This is a genomic window from Verminephrobacter aporrectodeae subsp. tuberculatae At4 (genome assembly GCF_000193225.1).
Classification (GTDB): Bacteria; Pseudomonadota; Gammaproteobacteria; order Burkholderiales; family Burkholderiaceae_C; genus Acidovorax; species Acidovorax aporrectodeae.
Window position 1 is genome coordinate 1 of record NZ_AFAL01000495.1, and the last position, 21,251, is coordinate 21,251.

Annotated in this window: 21 protein-coding genes and 1 pseudogene; 14 read left to right on the forward strand and 8 right to left on the reverse strand. The window is 67.4% G+C overall.

Going from position 1 to position 21,251, the window contains the following annotated elements; translation table 11 throughout:
* From VTU_RS0116250 to VTU_RS0116260, 3 genes are all read left to right on the forward strand, one after another.
* On the forward strand, window positions 1-689 hold a 689-nt coding region (locus VTU_RS0116250), incomplete at its 5' end, for an ABC transporter permease (RefSeq protein ID WP_010106102.1).
* A gap of 21 nt (window positions 690-710) precedes the next feature.
* The gene (locus VTU_RS0116255) at window positions 711-1,775 is read left to right on the forward strand and encodes an ABC transporter permease (RefSeq protein ID WP_010106103.1); all 1,065 of its coding nucleotides are present in this window, start codon (window positions 711-713) and stop codon (window positions 1,773-1,775) included.
* A 66-nt stretch (window positions 1,776-1,841) separates the two neighbouring features.
* Entirely contained in the window at window positions 1,842-2,729 is an 888-nt protein-coding gene (locus VTU_RS0116260; RefSeq protein ID WP_010106104.1) for a sugar phosphate isomerase/epimerase family protein, read from the forward strand.
* Window positions 2,730-2,790: 61 nt separating this feature from the next.
* Here the strand turns inward: VTU_RS0116260 and VTU_RS0116265 are convergent, their stop codons facing one another.
* The 4 genes from VTU_RS0116265 to VTU_RS0116280 form a co-directional block, all read right to left on the reverse strand.
* Complete coding sequence (locus VTU_RS0116265) at window positions 2,791-3,804, reverse strand: substrate-binding domain-containing protein (RefSeq protein ID WP_010106105.1); 1,014 nt, start codon at window positions 3,802-3,804, stop codon at window positions 2,791-2,793.
* Between the two features lie 37 nt (window positions 3,805-3,841).
* Entirely contained in the window at window positions 3,842-4,834 is a 993-nt protein-coding gene (locus VTU_RS0116270; RefSeq protein WP_010106106.1) for an ABC transporter permease, read from the reverse strand.
* Window positions 4,835-4,843: 9 nt separating this feature from the next.
* Entirely contained in the window at window positions 4,844-6,346 is a 1,503-nt protein-coding gene (locus VTU_RS0116275; RefSeq protein ID WP_010106107.1) for a sugar ABC transporter ATP-binding protein, read from the reverse strand.
* 117 nt (window positions 6,347-6,463) lie between these two features.
* The gene (locus VTU_RS0116280; RefSeq protein WP_010106109.1) at window positions 6,464-6,850 is read right to left on the reverse strand and encodes a DUF488 domain-containing protein; all 387 of its coding nucleotides are present in this window, start codon (window positions 6,848-6,850) and stop codon (window positions 6,464-6,466) included.
* A gap of 92 nt (window positions 6,851-6,942) precedes the next feature.
* On the opposite strand from VTU_RS0116280, the gene VTU_RS0116285 reads away from it, so the two are divergent.
* The 8 genes from VTU_RS0116285 to VTU_RS0116320 all read left to right on the forward strand — a co-directional run bounded on the left by VTU_RS0116285 (window position 6,943) and on the right by VTU_RS0116320 (window position 14,633).
* On the forward strand, window positions 6,943-8,289 hold the full coding sequence (locus VTU_RS0116285) for a replication-associated recombination protein A (protein WP_029554486.1): 1,347 nt from the start codon (window positions 6,943-6,945) through the stop codon (window positions 8,287-8,289).
* Window positions 8,290-8,502: 213 nt separating this feature from the next.
* Window positions 8,503-9,432, forward strand: a complete 930-nt coding sequence (locus tag VTU_RS0116290; protein WP_010106113.1) for a branched-chain amino acid ABC transporter permease — start codon at window positions 8,503-8,505, stop codon at window positions 9,430-9,432.
* A gap of 13 nt (window positions 9,433-9,445) precedes the next feature.
* Entirely contained in the window at window positions 9,446-10,522 is a 1,077-nt protein-coding gene (locus VTU_RS0116295) for an ABC transporter permease subunit (protein WP_010106115.1), read from the forward strand.
* Between the two features lie 19 nt (window positions 10,523-10,541).
* A complete protein-coding gene (locus VTU_RS0116300; RefSeq protein ID WP_010106116.1) occupies window positions 10,542-11,336 on the forward strand; it encodes an ABC transporter ATP-binding protein in 795 nt (264 codons plus the stop codon).
* Between the two features lie 2 nt (window positions 11,337-11,338).
* The gene (locus VTU_RS0116305; RefSeq protein ID WP_010106117.1) at window positions 11,339-12,067 is read left to right on the forward strand and encodes an ABC transporter ATP-binding protein; all 729 of its coding nucleotides are present in this window, start codon (window positions 11,339-11,341) and stop codon (window positions 12,065-12,067) included.
* Between the two features lie 44 nt (window positions 12,068-12,111).
* Window positions 12,112-12,963: an ABC transporter ATP-binding protein gene (locus VTU_RS0116310; protein ID WP_010106118.1), complete on the forward strand. Its 852-nt coding sequence runs from the start codon at window positions 12,112-12,114 to the stop codon at window positions 12,961-12,963.
* Window positions 12,963-13,928 carry an MlaD family protein gene (locus tag VTU_RS0116315; RefSeq protein WP_010106119.1) on the forward strand — a complete coding sequence of 322 codons (966 nt, stop codon included), beginning with the start codon at window positions 12,963-12,965 and terminating at the stop codon, window positions 13,926-13,928. The genes VTU_RS0116310 and VTU_RS0116315 overlap by 1 nt, the downstream gene beginning before the upstream one ends.
* A gap of 9 nt (window positions 13,929-13,937) precedes the next feature.
* Entirely contained in the window at window positions 13,938-14,633 is a 696-nt protein-coding gene (locus VTU_RS0116320) for an ABC-type transport auxiliary lipoprotein family protein (protein WP_010106121.1), read from the forward strand.
* A 30-nt stretch (window positions 14,634-14,663) separates the two neighbouring features.
* On the opposite strand, the gene VTU_RS0116325 is transcribed toward VTU_RS0116320, so the two are convergent.
* Complete coding sequence (locus tag VTU_RS0116325; RefSeq protein ID WP_010106122.1) at window positions 14,664-15,137, reverse strand: Rossmann-fold NAD(P)-binding domain-containing protein; 474 nt, start codon at window positions 15,135-15,137, stop codon at window positions 14,664-14,666.
* A 189-nt stretch (window positions 15,138-15,326) separates the two neighbouring features.
* Between VTU_RS0116325 and VTU_RS27705 the strand changes: the two are divergent.
* Window positions 15,327-16,540: pseudogene (locus VTU_RS27705) on the forward strand (DesA family fatty acid desaturase).
* A 50-nt stretch (window positions 16,541-16,590) separates the two neighbouring features.
* On the opposite strand, the gene VTU_RS0116335 reads toward VTU_RS27705, so the two are convergent.
* Window positions 16,591-17,073, reverse strand: a complete 483-nt coding sequence (locus tag VTU_RS0116335; protein ID WP_029554487.1) for a YqaA family protein — start codon at window positions 17,071-17,073, stop codon at window positions 16,591-16,593.
* Window positions 17,074-17,214: 141 nt separating this feature from the next.
* Between VTU_RS0116335 and rodA the strand changes: the two genes are divergently transcribed.
* Complete coding sequence (rodA, locus tag VTU_RS0116340) at window positions 17,215-18,375, forward strand: rod shape-determining protein RodA (RefSeq protein ID WP_010106124.1); 1,161 nt, start codon at window positions 17,215-17,217, stop codon at window positions 18,373-18,375.
* A 1-nt stretch (window position 18,376) separates the two neighbouring features.
* Here the strand turns inward: rodA and VTU_RS0116345 are convergent, their stop codons facing one another.
* A complete protein-coding gene (locus tag VTU_RS0116345) occupies window positions 18,377-19,666 on the reverse strand; it encodes an MFS transporter (protein ID WP_010106125.1) in 1,290 nt (429 codons plus the stop codon).
* A 63-nt stretch (window positions 19,667-19,729) separates the two neighbouring features.
* Window positions 19,730-20,503, reverse strand: coding sequence for a putative hydro-lyase (locus VTU_RS0116350; RefSeq protein WP_010106126.1), 774 nt, complete (start codon window positions 20,501-20,503; stop codon window positions 19,730-19,732).
* A 119-nt stretch (window positions 20,504-20,622) separates the two neighbouring features.
* On the opposite strand from VTU_RS0116350, the gene VTU_RS0116355 reads away from it, so the two are divergent.
* Window positions 20,623-21,251 (forward strand): LysR family transcriptional regulator (locus VTU_RS0116355; RefSeq protein WP_010106127.1); only part of this gene is annotated, 629 nt, incomplete at its 3' end.

The following is a 21,251-nucleotide window of genomic DNA, read 5'->3' on the forward strand; positions in this document are numbered from 1 at the left end:
TGCTCACCGGAGCGCTGCTCGGGGGCTTGAATGCCCTGCTGATCGACAGGCTGCGTGCGACCTCGATCATCATCACCATCTCCACCATGAGCCTGTACTTCGCCTTGCTCATGTACTTCACCGGCGGACGCTCGATTTATGACCTGCCCGCCTGGTGGAGCGACCCCGTCGTGCTCTGGCAGTGGAGCGGCGAGGGCGACACCACGGTGCGCGTGACCCTGCCGATTCTGGTGCTGCTGGTCGTGGCTGCGCTCACCGCCTGGCTGCTGAACCGCACGGCGCTGGGACGGCAGGTCCACGCCGTTGGCGGCAATCCGGAAGCGGCGCGCCGCGTGGGGGTGCGCCTCTTGGCCGTGCACCTGTTCGCCTACGGCTACCTCGGCCTGCTGGCCGCCCTGGCGGGCCTTGTCCAGGCCCATCGCGTTGGCGAATCGGTTCCGAATGCGCTGGTCGGGGGCGAGTTGTTCGTGCTGGCCTCGGCCGTCCTGGGGGGCGCGAGCCTCACGGGCGGCACCGGAACGGTGGGCGGCGTGCTGCTGGGCATCGTGCTTCTGGCCGTGCTGCGAAACGGCTTGAACCTCATGGGGATCTCGCCCTACTTCTTCCAGGTATTGCTGGGCTTGGTGGTGCTGGCGTCTGCCGCAGCCACCGGGCGCAAGCATCGGCGCCCCAGGGACGCCATCGCTTGACTGCGGGAGCGCCCGAGCACCATGGACATGCCCGATCCCGCGTTGTCGGCTTCTGCTGCCGGGTCTTTCCGCCGCATCCGGACGCATGCCTGGCTGCGCAGCGGCGGGCCGGGCGGTTTGCTGGCGCTGTTGCTGCTCCTGTGCGCGGGCTTTTCGATTGCGCTGCCGGACCGTTTCCCCACGTGGCAGACGGTCGAATCGATTCTGCTGCAGGTGCCCGAGCTGGGCCTGCTCGCCTTGGCCATGCTGCTGCCCTTGATCAGCGGCGGCATCAACTTGGCGATCATTGCCAGCACCAATATGGCCGCTCTGGCGATGGCTTGGGTGCTCACCGGCGGCCTGGGGGACTTTGGCGGACAGGTCGGTCTGGCGATCGCCGTGGCAATGCTGCTGGGCGGCTTGCTGTGCCTGGTCGTCGGGGTGCTCTCGGGTTGGCTCGTGGCGAATATGCAGGCGCACCCGATCCTCGTGACCCTGGGCACGATGTCCTTGGTGAACGGGGTGTGCGTGTGGCTCACCCGCGGCAAGCCGATCGCGGGCTTCCCCGAGGAATTCCAGATGATCGGGTCGTTGGCCTTCTTCGGGATCCCGCTGCCTTTCTGGATCTTCATGGGCGCGTCCGTGCTGCTCGCCATCTACCTGGGGCGCACGCGGTATGGGCTGGCTGTCTACATGCTGGGCTCGAACCTGGAGGCGACGCGCTATTGCGGCGTGAACACGCGCCACGTGCTGATCGGCGTCTACACGCTCTCGACCCTGCTCTGCTGGATCGCGGCGATCCTGATGATGGCCCGCTTCAATTCCGCGAGCGCTGGCTACGCCCAGTCCTACCTGCTGGTCACCGTGCTGGCGGCCGTTTTGGGCGGCGTGGATCCATTTGGCGGCTTCGGCAAGGTGTCTGGCCTGTTTGTCGCGCTGCTGGTGCTGCAGGTCATCTCCAGTGGCGTGAACCTGCTGGGCGTCAACGCGCAGCTGACCCAGGCCATGTGGGGCGCAACCATGGTGGGCGTGATGGCGGTCCGCTACCTGGCGGAGCGCCGGCGCGAGCAGCGCGCGCCCGCGCCGGACACCGCCCCTGCGGATTGACGCATTGCATTCCTGTTGACGCCTTTTTCCTCTGTCCTTCCACGCATTGCCCCAAGGAGCCTTTTCATGAATCCGCTCGGTATCCACGCACTTGTCTGGGCCGGTGACCTCGGCCCCGAATCCACCCGCCGGGTCATCAGCCAAACGCGCCGCGCGGGCTACGACCTGATCGAACTCTCCCTGCACGGCTCCCAGCTCATGGACCTGGCCCTGACCCGCGATCTGCTGCAAGAGCACGGACTGCAAGTCGGCTGCTCGCGGGGACTGACGTTTGCGGCCGACGTGTCGAGTGAGGATCCGCACGTGGTGGCCCGGGGTGTGGCGCTGCTGGAGGAAGGCGTCTCGATCACCCATGCCCTCGGGGGCCATTACTTCGGCGGCATCCTGTATGGCGCGATGGCCAAGTACGCGCATCCCTGCACCGTGCCAGGGCGTCGCAATGCAGTCGCTGCGGTGAAACGGGTGGCCGCGTTCGCGGGCGAGCGCGGCGTCATCCTGGGCCTCGAGGTCGTGAACCGCTACGAGAGCAACTTGCTCAACACAGCCACCCAGGCGCTCGCGATGATCGACGCAGTGGGCGCCCCGAACGTGAAGGTCCACCTGGACACCTACCATATGAACATCGAAGAAGTCGATTTCATGCAGCCCGTGCTGGCCTGCAGGGAGCAACTCGGCTACGTGCATATCGGTGAGAGCCATCGCGGCTACCTCGGCTCGGGCACGATCGACTTCGCGCAATTCTTCAAGGCCTTGGCGCTGATCGACTACCAGGGCGTGGTCACCTTTGAAAGTTTCTCTTCGACCGTGGTCAACGAGGAGCTCTCCAACGCGCTGGCCATCTGGCGCAATCTGTGGGGCGACGGAATGGACCTGGCGCGGCACGCGCATGGCTTCATGGTGCAGGGCTTGCATGCTGCGCGCATGGGCTTGGCGCACTGTGCGCCGGCCAAGTAGGCGCCTGCGTCGGCGAGCATGCTGGGCACGGTGCGCGCCTGACGCAGCAGGGGAATCTCCATTACCTGCGCTGCGCCAGCAGCACGTCGGCGTTCTGCGGCGTGATCGGGGTCCATGGAATGTTGTAGACCCGGGCCGCGCCGTCGTCCCACTTCAGCCCCGCGGTGCCGTACTGCGTCCAGAGGGCCGCGCGCGGCTTGTAATCGGCGCCGATCAGCTTGCGCAGCAGCACGTCGAGGGAACCCTGGGCCTGCGCGTTGGCGTCCTGCAGCACGCTGACCATGGTGCCGACCTTGACCGCGCGCAATGCGTCGCTGACGCCATCGATGCCGGCGGTGGGAATGCTCTTGGGATCGATGCCCTTGGCCTTCACGGCCTCGATCGCGCCGAGCGCCATCTCGTCGTTCTGGCCGATGATGCCGTTGATCTTGCCGGCATGCGCCGTGAGCCAGTTCTCGGTCAACGCCAGCGCCTCGGCGCGCGACCAGTTTGCGGTCTTCATTTCCAGCAATTTCACGTTGGGGTATTGCGCCAGCGTGTTCTGGTTGCCCCGGCGCCGCTCTATCTGCCCCGACTGTCCGATCGGGCCTTCGAGGATCACCACGTTGCCCTTGCCGCCCATGGCCCGGATGACCGCCTCGGCTTGCATTTCGCCGGCGATCACGTCGTTCGATCCGACGTACGACAACAGCTTGTCGCTGTTCACGCGGGCGTTCGATCCCACCACCGGGATGTTCGCCTGGCTCGCCTTGGACACGGCCTCGGCGCCGGCCTGTACGTCGATGGGCACGAACAGGATGCCGTCGTACTTTTGCGTGATCATGGTCTCGAACTGGTTGTTCTGCGTCAGCGCGTCGTACTTGCCGTCGAACACCGTGAGCTTGACGCTGCCGTCCTTGACCAGCGGGTGTTCTTTGAGCGCATGGACCCACAGTTGCATGAACTCGGCCTTCAGGCCGTACACCGCAGCGCCGATCTTGTAGGCTTTCTTCGCCGCCTGCTGGGCCAGCGCGGGCCCGGTGGCGAGCAGGGAAAGTGCCAGCGCCAGTGCAGCGCGGCGGGTGGTTTTTTTCAATCTGTGCTCCTTGGGTTTTTCGCGGGATAGGCAGGTCTCAGGCCTGCTTCTTGCGCGACGCATCGAGCAGCACGGCCGCCACGATGATCACGCCCTTGATGACCTGCTGGTAGTACGAGGACACGCCCAGCAGGTCCAAGCCGTTGTTGATGACGCCGATGATCAGGGCCCCGACCAGCGTTCCGGTGAGCGTGCCGACGCCGCCGGTGAGGCTGGTGCCGCCGATGACGACGGCGGCGATCGCGTCGAGCTCGTAGGCCACGCCGGCCTGCGGCAACGCCGAGGTGGTGCGCGCGGCAAGAATGATCCCGGCCAGCGCCGACAACAGGCCCGAGATCGCGTACACCCAGAAGATCACCCACTTCGTGCGGATGCCGCTGGTGCGCGCGCTCTTCTCGTTGCCGCCGACGGCGTAGATGTACCGGCCAAAGGCCGTGTATTTGAGGATGAACCAGAACAGCGCGAAGGTGACGGCCAGAATCAATACCGGCACCGGCAGGTCGCCGACCATGCCCTGGCCGATGAAACGCATGGACGGTGCCAGACCCGCGATCGGCATGCCGTCGTTGTAGATGAAGGTCAGGCCGCGGGCCACGCTCAGCATGCCCAGCGTGACCACGAAGGGCTGCACCGAGAGCCGCGCCACCAGCGCGCCGTTGAGCATTCCCAGCAGCAAGCCGGCGCCCAGCCCCGCGGCCAGCGCGAGCGGCAGGTTGGCGCTACTGCCGCTGGCGAAGCTGGCCGCGACCAAGCCGGAGAACGCCAGCAGCGATCCCACCGACAGGTCAATGCCCCGGGTCAGGATGACGCAGGTCATGCCGATCGCCAAGATGGCGTTGATCGAGGTCTGGCGCAGCACGTTGACCCAGTTGTCCCAGGTCAGGAAGCTCTCCTCCACGATGCCCAGGACCATGCAGAGCACGGCAAAGGCGATGAAGATGCCGTAGTCGGCCAGCAGATGGCGCCAGCGCGGCTGCGGCCTGGCGTCGATGGGGGGTGCTGCGTGTGTGGTGGCGGCTGGCGTGGACATGGGCGGCTCTCAGGAGGCAAGGTGCAGCAATTCTTCCTGCGTGGCATCGGCGATCGCAACGGTCTGTGCCAGCCGGCCCTTTCTGAAGATGGCGATGCGATCGCTCAGGGCCAGCAGTTCGGGCGCTTCGGACGAGACCACGATCACCGCGCCGCCCTGGGCGGTGAATGCTTCGAGCAGCGCATAGACCTCGCGCTTGGCGCCCTCGTCGATGCCGCGCGTGGGCTCATCGCACAGCAGGCAGACCGGCCGGGTCGCCAGGCAGCGCGCAAGCACCACCTTTTGCTGGTTGCCCCCGGACAGGCCCGAGACGGCCATGCGCGGCGTCGCCAGCCGGATGCGCAGGCGCTCCACCATGCTGGCCACCAGAGCGCGCTCGCGGCTGCGCTGCACCACGCCGGCGCGGGTCAGCGCAGGCAATGCCGCCAGGCTCACGTTGTCGGCCACCGACGAAGTCAGCACCAGTCCGGTGGCCTTGCGGTCCTCGGTCACCAGCGCCAGGCCCTGGCGTATCGCCTGGTGCGGCTGGCCGACTGGCAGGGGCTTCCCGCCCAGCCGCACCGAACCGCTGTCGGGCGCGGTGATGCCGTAGACGCAGTGCAGGAATTCGCTGCGCCCCGAGCCCATCAAGCCATAGATTCCGAGCACTTCACCGGGGGCGACCTGCAGGCTGATGGCGTCGAACTCGCCAGCGCGCCCCAGCCCCTGGACCGAGAGCAGCGCCGGCGCAGTGCGGGCCCTGTGCTCGCGCGCCGTGCTCTGCAATTCGCGCCCGACGATCTGGTGCACCAAGTGGCGGCGGTCGATGTCGGCCAGCCGCCCGGCCTCGACGAAGCCGCCGTCGCGCAGCACGGTGTAGCTGTCGGCGATGGCGAAAACCTCCGACAAGCGGTGCGACACATAGACCACGCCCGCGCCCTGCGCCGTGACTTCCCGGATGGCACGAAACAGCGTTTCGACCTCTTGCTCGCCGATGGCCGAGGTCGGCTCGTCCATGATGAGAACGCGGCTCGCGTGGCTGAAGGCCTTGGCGATCTCCACCAACTGCGTCTGCGCCAAGCTCAGCCGATGCATGGGCGCGCGCGGATCGATGCCAAAGCGCAGCCGCTGCAGCAGCGCGCCGGCCTGCGCGAACAGCCGTGCGTAGTCGATCACTACGCCGGCCCTGCGCGGCTCGCGGCCGAGAAAGATGTTCTCGGCCACGGTCATCCCGGGAATCGGCGACAGTTCCTGCGTGATGATGGAAATCTTCGCCGCCAGCGCTTCGGCCGGGCTGCTGAAATCGACGGCGACGCCATCGACCTGCATCGTTCCCGCGTCGCGGCGCAGCAGGCCCATCAGGATGTTCAGCAAGGTCGACTTGCCCGCGCCATTGCCGCCGCACAGCGCATGCACCGAACCGGCGCGCAGCGTCAGACGCCCGTCGCGCAACGCCGGCACGCCGTTGAAGCACTTGGCAATGCCCTGGGCCTGGACCAGCAGGGCGGCGGCGGGGGAGGGGGAGGGGGCCATGACACGAGTCTGTGCTCTTTGCATGGGGGGCAATTACGCATTCTGTAAGCGAGTGTCGCAACCTGGGAAACCCCATGGCCCACGGCCCTCCCGGGACAGGCCCGGCGGCGGCGGGCGCTACGCCCACTGGGCCCCGGCTTCGGCGAGCAGGTCGCGCAGGATGGAGCGGTGGCAGCGCGTCGCATCCTCGCAGTAACAGCCCACGGAAAAATACGCGTCGTGCGACAGACGGGCCAGCAGTGCCAGCGTGTGGCGCTGCTCCGGTGTGGCCATTTCGCTGCGGTATTTTTTGCCGAAGGCTTCCCATGCGCGCGGGCTGGAGGCCTGCTGGGCCTGCTTGACGGTCTCGGCGCTGGGCGCGAGGTTGGGGTACCACACGTCGTACCAGTTCTGCAGCGCAAATTGCGCCTTGGGCACCCCGCGCGGCGGCCGGCGCACGGCGCCGATGCGCACGCCTTCGCCGTCGATCCGGGGGCTGCCGAGTTGGACGATGCGAAGCGGCATGGCGCTCTCTCCTGTGCGGCGAATGGTCGGCCATTGTCGTGCGATGCCGGCGGTGGTGAACAATCGGTATAACCATGCCCTCGGGATTTCTGATGACCAAACCGACCGCCGCCTCCTGCCTGCACCAGCCCTTGGCCGAGCGGCTGCGCCCGCGTGCCCTGGGCGAGGTGGTCGGCCAGCAGCACCTGCTGGGCGCGGGAATGCCGCTACGGCTCGCGTTTGAATCGGGGCGCCCGCACAGCTGCATCCTCTGGGGTCCGCCGGGCGTGGGCAAGACCACCATCGCGCGCCTGATGGCCGGCGCGTTCGACGCGCAGTTCATCAGCATCAGCGCCGTGCTCGGCGGGGTCAAGGACATCCGCGAGGCGGTCGAGCGCGCCGAGGCCGCGCGCGACGGGCTGATGCGCCAGCGCACCATCGTCTTCGTCGACGAGGTGCACCGCTTCAACAAGAGCCAGCAGGACGCCTTCCTGCCGCACGTGGAAAGCGGGCTGTTCACCTTCATCGGCGCGACCACCGAGAACCCCTCTTTCGAGGTCAACTCCGCGCTGCTCTCGCGCGCCGCCGTCTACGTGCTGCAACCGCTGTCCGTGCAGGATTTGCGCCGGATTGTGGTGCTGGCGCAGGCGGCGGACGCGCTGCCGGCGGTGGAAGACGCGGCGATCGAGCGCCTGACGGCGTACGCGGACGGCGACGCCCGCCGCCTGCTGAACACGCTCGAAACCCTGTCCATGGCTGCGACGCAGCAGCAGCGCGAGCAGATCAGCGACGCCTGGCTGCTCGAGGTGCTGGGCGAGCGCATGCGGCGCTACGACAAGGGGGGCGAGCAGTTCTACGACACCATCAGCGCGCTGCACAAGTCGGTGCGCGGATCGGACCCCGACGCGGCGCTGTACTGGCTGGTGCGCATGCTCGACGGTGGCGCCGACCCGCGCTACATGGCGCGCCGCCTGGTGCGCATGGCGGCCGAGGACGTGGGCCTGGCCGATCCGCGCGCGCTGCGCCTGGCGCTGGACGCCAGCGAGGTCTACGAGCGCCTGGGCAGCCCCGAGGGCGAACTGGCGCTCGCCGAATGCGTGCTGTATCTGGCCGTGGCGCCGAAGTCGAACGCGGTCTACACGGCCTACAACGCCGCGCGCGCCTGGGTCGCAAAGGACGGCACACGCCCCGTTCCCCTGCATTTGCGCAACGCGCCCACGCGGCTCATGAAGACGCTCGACTACGGCCGGGGCTACCGCTACGCGCACGACGAGGAGGGGGGCTTCGCCGCCGGTGAGAACTACCTGCCGCAAGGCATGCCCGCGCCTGGTTTCTACCAGCCCGTGGAGCGGGGCCTGGAGATCAAGATCGCGCAGAAGATGCGCGCGCTGCAGGCGCGCAATGCGTCGGCCGGCGGCGCGGACGATGGCGGCGCGGACGATGGCGGCGGGGATTCCTGACGGCCTGCGAGCATGCGCCAGCCAAGGGGAATCCCTTGCGGCGGGGCCGGTGGTGTCTCGCTACAATCAGGCGCGCAAGCCCGCACGGTGACGGTGGTATCCCTGATCCCTGGCGGGTTTTTTGCTACACAGGAAAACCGGCAGGGTGCGGCGATCCCGATGCCCGCGCCGGGTGCACAACGGACGAGAAACGGACAAAGGAGACCCCCTCAAATGGACATCTTGCTCCAACAGATCATCAATGGCCTGGTCCTCGGCAGCATGTACGCCTTGATAGCCCTGGGCTACACGATGGTGTACGGCATCATCCAACTGATCAATTTTGCCCACGGTGAGGTGCTCATGGTCGGCGCGCTGACCAGCTGGAGCTGCATCGGGATGATGCAGGCGGCCATGCCCGGCGCGCCCGGCTGGCTCATCCTGCTGCTCGCGACCATCAGCGCCTGCGTGGTCGCAGCGGCGCTCAACTTCGCGATCGAAAAAATCGCCTACCGGCCCTTGCGCAACAGCCCGCGGCTGGCTCCGCTGATCACCGCCATCGGCATGTCGATCCTGCTGCAGACGCTGGCGATGATCATCTGGAAGCCGAACTACAAGTCCTACCCCACGCTGCTGCCGAGCACGCCCTTCGAGGTCGGCGGCGCGTACATCACGCCCACGCAGATCCTGATTCTGGGCGTCACGGCCGTGGCCCTGGCCACGCTGGTGTACCTGGTGAACTACACCCGCCTGGGCCGCGCGATGCGCGCCACGGCGGAGAACCCGCGCGTCGCCGCACTCATGGGCGTGCGGCCGGACATGGTGATCTCCGCCACCTTCATCATCGGCGCCGTGTTGGCCGCGATCGCCGGGATCATGTATGCGTCCAACTACGGCACGGTGCAGCACACCATGGGCTTTCTGCCGGGGCTGAAGGCTTTCACGGCGGCGGTGTTCGGCGGCATCGGCAACCTGACCGGCGCCGTGGTCGGCGCCATCCTGCTGGGCCTGATCGAGGCCATCGGTTCGGGCTACATCGGCACGCTCACGGGCGGTCTGCTGGGCAGCCACTACACTGATATTTTTGCGTTCATCGTGCTCATCATCATCCTGACCCTGCGCCCCTCGGGTCTGCTCGGTGAGCGCGTGGCCGATCGCGCCTGAGGAGCCCCGCACCATGAAATACGGCAAAACCCGCTGGATCATCGGCGCCGCCGCGCTGCTCGTGCTGCCGCTGATCCTGCAATCCTTTGGCAACGCCTGGGTGCGCATCGCCGACCTGGCGCTGCTGTACGTGCTGCTGGCGCTGGGCCTGAACATCGTGGTCGGCTACGCCGGCCTGCTGGACCTGGGCTACGTGGCCTTCTACGCCGTGGGCGCGTACCTGTTCGCGCTCATGGCTTCGCCGCACCTGGCGGAAACTTTTCCCGCCTTCGCCGCGATGTTCCCGAACGGCCTGCACACCTCGCTGTGGCTCGTGATACCGCTGGCGGCGATGCTTGCGGCGTTCTTCGGGGCGCTGCTGGGCGCGCCCACGCTGAAGCTGCGCGGGGACTACCTGGCGATCGTCACGCTGGGCTTCGGCGAAATCATCCGCATCTTTTTGAACAACCTGGACCACCCCGTGAACCTGACGAATGGGCCCAAGGGCCTGGGCCAGATCGACTCGGTCAAGATCTTTGGTCTGGACCTGGGCCGGCCACTGGAATTGTTCGGCTTCGACCTCAGCTCGGTCACGCTGTACTACTACCTGTTCCTGGCCCTGGTGCTGGTCTCGATCGTCATCTGCCAGCGCCTGCAGGACTCGCGCATCGGCCGCGCCTGGATGGCCATCCGCGAGGACGAGATCGCCGCCAAGGCCATGGGCATCAACACCCGCAACATGAAGCTGCTGGCCTTTGCCATGGGCGCCTCGTTCGGCGGTGTCTCGGGCGCCATGTTCAGCGCCTTCCAGGGCTTCGTCTCGCCCGAGTCGTTCGGCCTGATGGAGTCGATCATGATCGTCGCCATGGTGGTTCTCGGCGGCATCGGGCACCTGCCCGGCGTGATCCTGGGCGCCGTGCTGCTGTCGGCGCTGCCCGAGGTGCTGCGCTACGTGGCCGGCCCGTTGCAGGCGATGACGGACGGGCGTCTGGACTCGGCAATCCTGCGCCAGCTGCTCATTGCGCTGGCCATGATCAGCATCATGCTGCTGCGGCCCCGGGGCCTGTGGCCGGTTCCCGAGCACGGCAAGAGCCTGGCGCGCAAGACCTGAACCCCGCGGAGGCAAGAGCATGGAAGAACACAGCAAGAATCCGGCGGGCGAGGTGGTGCTGCGTGTGAGCGGCGTTTCCAAGCGTTTTGGCGGCCTGCAAGCCCTTTGCGGGGTGGGGGTCTGCATCGAGCGCGGTCAGGTCTACGGCCTGATCGGCCCCAACGGCGCCGGCAAGACCACGTTCTTCAACGTGATCACCGGCCTGTACAGCCCCGACGACGGCAGCTTCGAGCTCGCCGGCCGGGCCTACAAGCCCGCCGCGGTGCACGAGGTGGCGAAGGCCGGAATCGCCCGCACGTTCCAGAACATCCGCCTGTTTCCCGACATGACGGCGCTCGAGAACGTGATGGTCGGGCGCCATATCCGCACCCGCTCGGGCCTGCTCGGCGCGGTGCTGCGCACCAAGCGCTTCCGGCAGGAAGAGCAGGCGATTGCCGGGCGCTCCCGGGAACTGCTCGACTACGTCGGCATCAGCAAGTTTGCCGACTACAAGGCGCGCACCCTGAGCTACGGCGACCAGCGCCGCCTGGAGATCGCCCGCGCGCTGGCCACCGACCCCCAGCTGATCGCGCTCGACGAGCCCGCCGCCGGAATGAACGCCACCGAGAAACTGCAACTGCGCGAGCTGATCGACCGCATCCGCAACGACAACCGCACCATCTTGCTCATCGAGCACGACGTGAAGCTGGTGATGGGCCTGTGCGACCGCGTGACGGTGCTCGACTACGGCAGGCAGATTGCCGAGGGCACGCCCGCCGCCGTGCAGAAGGACGAGAAAGTCATCGCCGCCTACCTGGGCACCGGAGGACATTGAGCATGACCGAAAAATCCAGCGAGCTGCTGCTGCGGGTCAAGGGCCTGAAGGTGGCCTACGGCGCAATACAGGCCGTCAAGGGTGTGGATTTCGAGGTGCGCGCGGGCGAGCTGGTCTCGCTCATCGGCTCCAACGGCGCCGGCAAGACCACCACCATGAAGGCCATCACCGGCATCCTGGCCATGAACCAGGGCGAGATCGAATACCTGGGCGCGGGAATAGCCGGCCGGGGCGCGTGGGAACTGGCCGGGAAGGGCCTGGTGATGGTTCCCGAGGGCCGCGGCGTATTCTCCCGCATGAGCATCACCGAGAACCTGCAGATGGGCGCCTATACGCGCAGCGACAAGGCCGGGATCCTGGCCGACATCGAGAAGGTGTTCGGCATCTTCCCGCGCCTATGCGAGCGCCGGGGGCAGCTCGCCGGAACCCTGTCGGGTGGCGAGCAGCAGATGCTGGCCATGGGCCGCGCGCTGATGGGCCGACCCAAGCTGCTGCTGCTCGACGAGCCCTCGATGGGGCTGTCGCCGCTCATGGTGGACAAGATCTTCGAGGTGGTGCGCGAGGTCTACGCGCTGGGCGTGACCATCTTGCTGGTCGAGCAGAACGCGAGCCGCGCGCTGGCGATCGCCGACCGCGGCTACGTGATGGAGTCCGGACTCATCACCATGACCGGGGCCGGCCAGGACCTGCTGAACGACCCCAAGGTGCGCGCCGCCTACCTGGGCGAGTAAGCGGGGACGGTGTGTCGTCAGGCTTTGGTGGACGGCCCCAGGCAATGCCCGACAGCACCCCGCTCCAGCAGGCCGCGCCGGCCAAACCCGCAGCGGCGCACGAGCCGCCCGTGGTCGACGTGCAGGGCCTGTGGACCTGCTTCGGCAAGGGCGACGCGGCCTTCACCGTGCACCAGGACCTGCAACTGCGCGTGCAGCGCGGCGAAATGCTCTCGCTGGTGGGGGGCTCGGGCACCGGCAAGACGGTGCTGCTGCGCCAGATCCTGGGCCTGACCCAGCCCACGCGCGGGCAGGTCACGGTGCTCGGGCGCCCCGCCCGCGAGATCGGGCGCGCGGGCGCCGCAAGCCGCGTGGGAATGCTGTTCCAGCACGGCGCGCTGTTTTCCGCCTTCAACGTGCTCGACAACGTGGCCTTTGCGCTGCGCGAGCAGGGCACGCTGCCCGACGACCTGGTGCGCGACGCGGCGCTGGTCAAGCTGCGCATGGTGGGGCTCGAACCCGGGCACGCCGCGCGCATGCCGGCGGACCTGTCCGGCGGCATGGTCAAGCGCGTGGCGCTGGCGCGCGCGCTCATCATGGACCCGCCGCTGCTGCTGCTCGACGAGCCCACTGCGGGGCTGGACCCGAACAGCGCCGACGACTTCTGCGCGCTGCTGCGCGCGCTGCACGCGGCGCTGGGCCTGACCGTGGTCATGGTCACGCACGATCTGGACACCCTGTTCGCGCTCAGCACCCGCGTCGCCGTGCTGGCCGAAAAGAAAGTCATCGCCAGCGGAGCGCCGCGCACGGTCGCGCAGTGCGCGCACCCCTTCATCGCGCAGTTTTTCATGGGCGAGCGCGGCCGGCGCGCCATGGCCCCTGTGCAGGCCAGCGCGGCAGACAAGGAACCCATCTGATGGAAAACAAATCACACGCCCTCGCTGCGGGCATCTTCGTGCTGCTGGTCAGCGCCTTGCTGGTGGGGCTGACCGTCTGGCTCACGCGCGACGTCGCCGCCTACGTGCACTACGAGATCTCCACCGAGGACGGCGTCAGCGGCTTGCAGCCCCAGGCTGCCGTGCGCTACAAGGGCGTGGCCGTGGGCAAGGTCACGCACATCGGCTTTGACCCGAAGGTCAGCGGCAACGTGCTGATCCGCATCGCCGTCGACAAGCAGGCGCCCATCGGCCTCAACACCTACGCCATGCTCGGCTACCAGGGCGTCACGGGCCTGTCGCACGTGCTGCTCGACGACGCCGACAAACCCTACCCCGCGCTGCCACCGGGCCCCGGCGACCTGCCGCGCCTGCGGCTCAAGCCCTCGCCCTTTGGCCGACTCGCCGAGCAGGCGCCCGACACGCTGAGCCAGGTGGCAGAAGCCGCGAGCCGCCTGAACGAGATGCTCGGCGACGAGAACCAGCAGCGGTTGCGCACGGCGCTGGAGCGCATTGGCCAAGCCGCGGGCAGTGTCGATACGCTCACCCGGCGGCTCGACGCCAGCGTCACCCAGGGCCTCGATCCGGCACTCGCCGCGCTGCCCCCGCTCGCCGGCGACGTACGCCAGACCCTGGAAACGTTGCAGCAGGCCGCCGCCAGCGTATCCACCCTGACCGCGGACCTGGGCAGGACCCGGCAGCGCCTCGACGCAGAAGGCGGCGCCATCGATCAGATCAGCGTCGGCGCCCGCTCCCTGGCCCGCGCCGCCGAGCAACTCAGTACGAGCACGCTGCCGCGCGTGGGCCGCGCGGCGGACGCCACGGCCCGCGCCGCACGCCAGATCGGCCATGCCGCAGGTGGAATCGGCGACAACCCGCAGATACTCCTGCGGGGAACGGGTCACGTCCCGCCCGGCCCCGGCGAGCCCGGCTTTGCGCAGCCCTGAGAGAGCCCCATGAACGCCATGCAAAACACAGCGGCAAAAAGACCTGGCTGCGGCGCAGGAAGAATCGTCCGCCTGGGATGGCTCATCCTCCCGGCGCTCAGCGGCTGCTCGACACTGCTGGACGCGCCCGTGCGCCCCGTGCACTACGACTTCGGCCCCGGCCCCGTGGTTGCGGCGCCGGCCGAGCAGCGCGCGCCGCTGCCCGCGCTGGCGCTGGCCGACGTGCAGGCACCCGGTCTGCCCGAGGGCAGCAGCGCCGTGCTCTACCGCCTGGCCTACGCCGATGCCCGACAGCTGCACGCTTACAGCCAGGCGCGCTGGAGCCAGCCGCCGGCGCAATTGCTGCAGCAACGCCTGCGCGAACGGCTTGGCCAGCGCCGCGCCATCCTCCGGGACGACGACGCAGGGGCGCCGGTGCGCGACACGCTCCCCCAGGGCGGCAGGCTGCCGCTGGTGCTGCGCGTGGAGTTGGAGGAATTCAGCCAACGGTTCAGCAGCCCGACCGAAAGCGCTGCCGTGGTCCAGCTGCGCGCCACGCTGATCGAACGCGGCCCCGTGGGCGAAACGCTGCGCGGGCAGCGCGTATTCAGCGTGCAACGGCCCGCAGGCTCGGCGGACGCCGTGGGCGGGGTGGCTGCGCTGGTCCAGGCGTCAACGCAGTTGGCGGACGAGCTTGCGCAGTGGGTGGAACAGATCGGGCCCTGAAGCACCGTTCCCGGACGGGGCCTGCCCGATTCAAACGCTCTCGTGGTGCACGACGCCGTGGGGCAGCAAGCGCCTGAACCGCTCCCGCAGGGCGGCGGCGCGCTCTGCGCCAGCGGCCAGAGTGACTTCTTCAAACAGGGCGTTGCCCACGTCGAGCATTCCCACAGGGTCCTTGGCGGCGCGCAGTGCCTCACGAAAATACTGCGCCTGCGCGGGGTCGCGGCGCGCAAACAGCCGCTCGCAGATGTCGAACAGGTACATGCGCGCACCGGCCAACGAGCGCGCAGGGCTGCCGGGTTTGGGCTTCCGAACGAAACTGGCCGTGAGGTAGCCCTGGCGCAAAAGGCTTTCGACGATCTGCGCTCCGCCGCCGTCGTACATGGCCTGCAACTCGCACAGCGGCTTGTCCTGCGCCAGCAACAACAGCGAGCGTTCGCGCAGGCTCAGGGTGCGCATGCCGGGTGAGAGCTCCAGACGGGCTTTTTCCGTTTTTTTCAACAGCATGTCAGCGATTGTGACAATTTGACGTGACACTTCCGTGACATGACCGGGGTGGCGCTGCTCTTTTGCCGGGCAGCCGACGCATGTGGAAACCAACAGGGCGATCCTGCGCGGCGCTTCAGACCAGCGCAAAACCCTGGGCGCCCCGGGGCATGTCACAATCGACGGCTCTCATAAGGCTTTTGCGCACATATGCTGCTACCCGATTGGGCCGTACTGAACGCCGCCATCGACTGGCTGGGCCATGGCCTGTGGCGCCTGGCTTGGTGGCAGGTCGTTCTGTACACCCTGGCGACGACGCACGTCACCATTGCGGCGGTCACGATCTTCCTGCACCGCGCGCAGGCGCACCGGGCGCTGTGGCTGCACGCGATTCCCGCGCATTTCTTCCGCTTCTGGCTGTGGCTCGGCACGGGCATGGTGACCAAGGAGTGGGTCGCCATCCATCGCAAGCACCACGCCCGGTGCGAGAGCCCGGACGACCCCACAGCCCCCAGACGCGCGGACTGCGAACCGTGGTGTGGCGTGGCGCCGAGCTGTACCGCACCGAGTCCGGGAACCAGGAAACCATCCGGCAATTCGGCCACGGCACGCCGGACGACTGGCTGGAGCGCAATGTCTACACCCGCTACGACTGGCAAGGCGTGGGCCTGATGCTGATTCTGAACCTGGCCCTGTTCGGCGCGCTCGGCGCGACCGTGTGGGCCGTGCAGATGCTCTGGATTCCGTTCTGGGCGGCCGGCGTGGTCAACGGCGTGGGGCACTACTGGGGTTATCGCAACTTTGAAGTGCGCGACGCGAGTACGAATATCCTTCCCTGGGGAATCCTCATTGGCGGCGAAGAACTGCACAACAACCACCACACCTACCCCACTTCGGCGAAGTTTTCCGTCCGGCGCGCTGAGTTCGACCTCGGCTGGGTCTACATCCGCATGCTGCGCAAGGTCGGTTGGGCCACGGTCCGCAAGGTGCCGCCCAAGCTGCAACTCGGCGAGCTCAGGCCCGTTGCCGATGAAAAAACCCTGGAAGCCCTGATTGCCAACCGCTACGAGGTGATGGCCGGCTACGCACGCGGTATCCGCCGGGTGTGCAAGGAGGAAATCGCCGCGCTGCAGGCGCGCCAGGCCGACGCTTCGGTCCTCAAGGCCGCCAGGCGCTGGTTGCACCGCGATGCGGAGAAGGTTCCGGCCGGGGCCCTGCCGCAACTCGCTCAGGTGCGCGCCGCGTACCCTGCGCTCGACAAGCTGGTGACCATGCGGGAGGAACTGCGCCAGCTGTGGAGCGACACCGCGCAGTCGCGCGCGCAGCTCACGGCAGACCTGCAGGCCTGGTGCCGCCGCGCAGAAGAAAGCGGCGTTGCCGTGCTGCGCGATTTCTCGATCCGCCTGCGTGCCGCGCACGTCTGACTTTGCGCTGCCTGCGATCAGCCCCTCGGGCGCGCGCTGCAAGCCAGGGGCTATGGCCGCAGATTCCCCGGCATGAAGTACAGCAGCACGTACGTCATGATCAGGTAGCGGAAAAATTTGCCCACGGCCATATAGGCCAGGCAGGGCCAGAACGGCAGCTTCAGCCAGCCCGCCACGGCGCACAGCGGGTCACCCACCATGGGCAGCCAGCTCAGCAGGCAGGCACGGGCGCCAAAGCGCCTGAGCCAGTTCAGCGCCCGGGTCTCGGTGGCATTCCTGCGGACCTTGTCGAGCACCTTGTGCGCGCCCAGGCCCAGCCACCAGCTCAGGCCACCTCCGAGCGTGTTGCCTGCCGTGGCCACGAAGATGGCGGGCCAGAACAGATCGGGGTTGATCTTCACGAGGCCAAAGACTGCGGGCTCCGATCCCAGTGGCAGCAGCGTGGCCGAGACGAACGACACGGCAAACACCGTGCTCAGGCCGAACTGCGGCAGCGCCAGCCATTCGAGCAGTTGGTGCATCCAGATTTCCATGGGCAGGAAGTGTAGGCGCCGAGCATGCCCGGAAGAAGTTTTCTTGCGCAAAATGCGCGGCAGCGCCGGATGCACGGTTTGCCCGCGGGCGCTGCTGCGCGCAGTCGATCCTCCCGGGTCGCCCGATAAGATAATCGCGCGATGGCCGACGTATTTGAACAGCCCACGCTCTTGCAGCGTCTTGCGCCCCTGCTGCGGGGGTTCGACCTGCCCCTCATCCTGCTGGTGTTCCTGTTGGCCTGCGCCGGATTGCTGGGCATGTACTCCTCGGGCTACGACCATGGGACGCGCTTTGCCGACCATGGGCGCAACATGCTCATCGCCGGCGCCATTCTCTTCCTGGTGGCCCAGGTGCCGCCGCAGAAAATCATGGCGTGCGCCGTGCCACTGTACGCACTGGGCGTGTTGCTGCTGGTGGCGGTGGCGGTGTTCGGCATCACGAAGAAGGGCGCGCAGCGCTGGGTGAACGTCGGTGTCGTCATCCAGCCGAGCGAAATCCTGAAGATCGCCATGCCGCTGATGCTCGCCTGGTGGTTCCAAAAGCGCGAGGGCGCCTTGCGTCCGCTGGATTTCGTTGCGGCCGGGCTGCTGCTGGCGCTTCCGGTCGGGCTGGTCATGAAGCAGCCCGACCTCGGGACCGCGTTGCTCGTGCTGGTGGCCGGTCTGTCGGTGATCTTCTTTGCGGGCCTGTCGTGGCGGCTGATTCTCCCGCCCGCGCTGATCGGCGGCGCGGGGATCCTGACCCTGGTGCTGCTGGGGGACTCGCTGTGTGCCGAGGGCGTGCGCTGGCCGGTGCTGCACGACTACCAGCAGCAACGCATCTGCACCCTGCTCGATCCGACCCGCGATCCGCTCGGAAAAGGTTTCCACATCATCCAGGGGATGATCGCCATCGGCTCCGGTGGTGTCTGGGGCAAGGGCTTCATGGCGGGAACGCAGACGCACCTGGAGTTCATCCCCGAGCGCACCACCGACTTCATCTTCGCCGCGTTCTCCGAGGAATTCGGACTCGCGGGCAACCTGTTCCTGATCGTCTGCTTTCTGCTGCTGGTCTGGCGCGGTCTGACCATTGCCGCAGGCGCCAGTAGCCTGTTCGGGCGGCTGATGGCAGGGGCGGTGTCGGTGACCTTCTTCACCTATGCCTTCGTGAACATGGGAATGGTCAGCGGAATCCTGCCGGTGGTGGGCGTTCCGCTGCCCTTCATCAGCTACGGCGGCACCGCGATGGTCGTTCTCGGCTTGGCGCTGGGCATTCTGATGTCGGTGGCGCGGGAGGCGAGATCGCCTTTCCCGGCGCTGTAGATCAGGGTTCGAGCTGTTTGCCACGCGTCTCCGGCAGCGTCAGTGCGGCGAGGATCAGCACGCCGTAGGCAATCGCGGCGAAAACGCCGATCGCATGACCGAGCGGCATGTGCTGGCTGGCCAGGCCGATCAGGAAGGGGAAAAGGGCGCCGACGGCACGGCCCACGTTGTAGCAAAACCCCTGGCCGGAGCCGCGCACCCGCGTCGGGAACAGTTCGGTCAGGAAAGCGCCCATTCCGCTGAAAACCCCGGAAGCGAAAAAGCCGAGCGGCAAACCAAGGAACAGCATGGCGGTGTTGCCTACGACCACGTTCGTATAGGTCAGCGCAATGCCCAGCGCACCCAGCGCGAACAGAATGAAGTTGTTCCTGCGGCCAATCCTGTCGGTGAGCAGGGCGCTGCTCAGGTAGCCGGCGTAGGAGCCCACGATCACCATGGCCAGGTAGCCCCCGGTGCCCAGCACGGTCAGGTGGCGCTCGGTCGTCAGAAAGGTCGGCAGCCAGGTGGCGATCGCGTAGTAGCCGCCCTGCGCGCCGGTGGTGAGCAGCGAAGCACGCAGCGTGACGCTGAGCAGATCGCGGGAAAAGATGTCGGTGAAGCGCGCCGCCGTGCCGGGGGCGGCGGATTCGTGCGCCTTGTGCTGTTGATAGATTTCCGGCTCGCGCACGAAGCGCCGGATGAAGATCACGAAGACCGCAGGCAGCACGCCGATGATGAACAGCGCGCGCCAGGCGAGTTCTGCGGGCAGCAGCGAGAACACCAGTGCGAACAGCAGCGCCGACAGGCCCCAGCCCAGCGCCCAGCCGGCCTGCACCAGGCCCACGGCCTTGCCGCGGTCCCGGGCGCGGATGATCTCGCCCATGAGCACCGCGCCGGCGGTCCACTCGCCGCCGAAGCCCAGGCCCATGAGCGCGCGCGCCACCAGCAACTGCCCGAAATTCTGTGCCAGACCGCACAACAGGGTGAAGAAGGCGAACCACAGAATGGTCAGCTGCAATGTCTTCACCCGGCCGATCCGGTCCGACAGGATGCCGGCCGCCCAGCCCCCGACCGCCGACGCCAGCAGGGTGGCGGTGCCGATCAGCCCGGCGTCCGCCTTGGTGATTCCCCAGATGGCGATGAGCGTCGGAATCACGAAGCTGAGGAACTGGGTATCCATCGCGTCGAGTGCGTAGCCGACCTTGCAACTCCAGAAGGTGCGTTTTTCCTGCCGGGACAGCGGGTGGTACCAGGAAAGAAAGCCGCTGCGGGGTTCCGTTGCCCTGTGGGCAGGCTCATTTGGGGTCGTCATCTGTGTCTCCAATGTCGTTGCTTGGTTTCTACGGTGCGGCCGGCGCAGGCTGGCCATCGATGCTCAGAAAACCGCCAGGCGCTCGTTCGGGATGTCCGTGATCAGCATGTGCCCGGGCTTGTGCGCGATGGCCAGGGGCAGCCGGGCGCTGCGGATCGCTTCCTGCGGGGTCACCCCGCAGGCCCAGAACACCGGGGTTTCGTCCGGCAGAACCTCGACCGCATCGCCGTAGTCCGGGCGCTGCAGGTCGCCGATGCCAATCAGCGCCGGGTCACCGAAATGCACCGGTGCGCCATGCACCGCGGGAAAGCGGCTGCTGATCTGGATCGCGCGGATCGCGTCGGCGGCCCTGAGCGGGCGCATCGACACGACCAGCTGGCCGCCGAACGGCCCAGCCGCCTTGTTCGGAATCTGGCTGCGGTACATCGCCACGTTCTTGTGCTGCGCGACGTGCCGCAGCGCGATTCCGGCACGCAGCAGCATCTGCTCGAACGAGAACGAGCAGCCGATGGCAAACGCCACCAGATCGTCCTGCCATACCTCGGCCAGCGAAGGCAGTTCCTGCGCCAGTTCGCCGTTGCGGTACAGGTAGTAGCCCGGCAGGTCGCTGCGCACGTCGATCCCGGCGCCCAGCGCCGGCAGCGCCCACTGCCCGGGCTCGCCCACCGCGAGCAGGGGGCAGGCTTTCGGGTTGAGGGCACAAAAGCGCAGGAAGTCGCTGCTCACGGCGTGCGGCAGGACCACCAGGTTGGCTTGCGCGAAATCGCCGCAGAGGCCCGCCGTGGACGCACGAAAGCGCCCTGCGCGGACGGTACGGCGGAATTCGGCTGGGGTCATGGCTTGTCTCGTGGGGCAATGGCTACGATCACCCTGCAAGATAGGGGAAGAAAAAATGGACGCCAGCTACTTTTTATGGCCCTTGCTGTATAGGATTTGTTAACGACCGGTCCGCTGCAATGAACATCCGCTTTCTCGAGACCCTCGTCACGCTGGCGCAGCTCAAGAGCTTTCGCGCCACTGCGCGTGCCCTGCACGCCACACCCGCGGCCATCTCGCTGCGCATCCGGAGCCTGGAGGAAGGGCTGGGAACGGAGTTGGTCGATCGCAGCGGCAGAGAATTTCGCCTGACACCGAACGGCGAATACCTGCTCGGCCACGCCAAGGCCGTCGTCGCCGCCGCGCGCAGCATGCGGGCCGCCGCGCACAAGGAGAATCCGGTCCAGGGCCGACTGCGCCTGGGGGTGATCGAAACGGTGGTGCACAGCTGGTTGTCGCGTTTCGTCGGGCTGCTGAGCGCGCAATACCCGCAGGTGGAGATCGAGCTCATGGTGGACACGAGCAGCGTCTTGCAAAAGCGCCTGCTGAGCGACGAACTGGACCTGGTTGTGCGTGTGGAAGGGATCGATCGCCCGCAGATCGTCTCGACCGCGTTGGCGATCTGCCCGGTGCAGTGGATTGCGCACAGGGACCTGTTGCCACAGGGTCCGCAGCAATTGGCCAGGCAGGTCCTGCAACACCCGATCCTGAGCTTCGCGCGTGCAACGGTGCCGCAGCGCGCGTTGGAAGAGGTCGTCGCGCAGCTCGC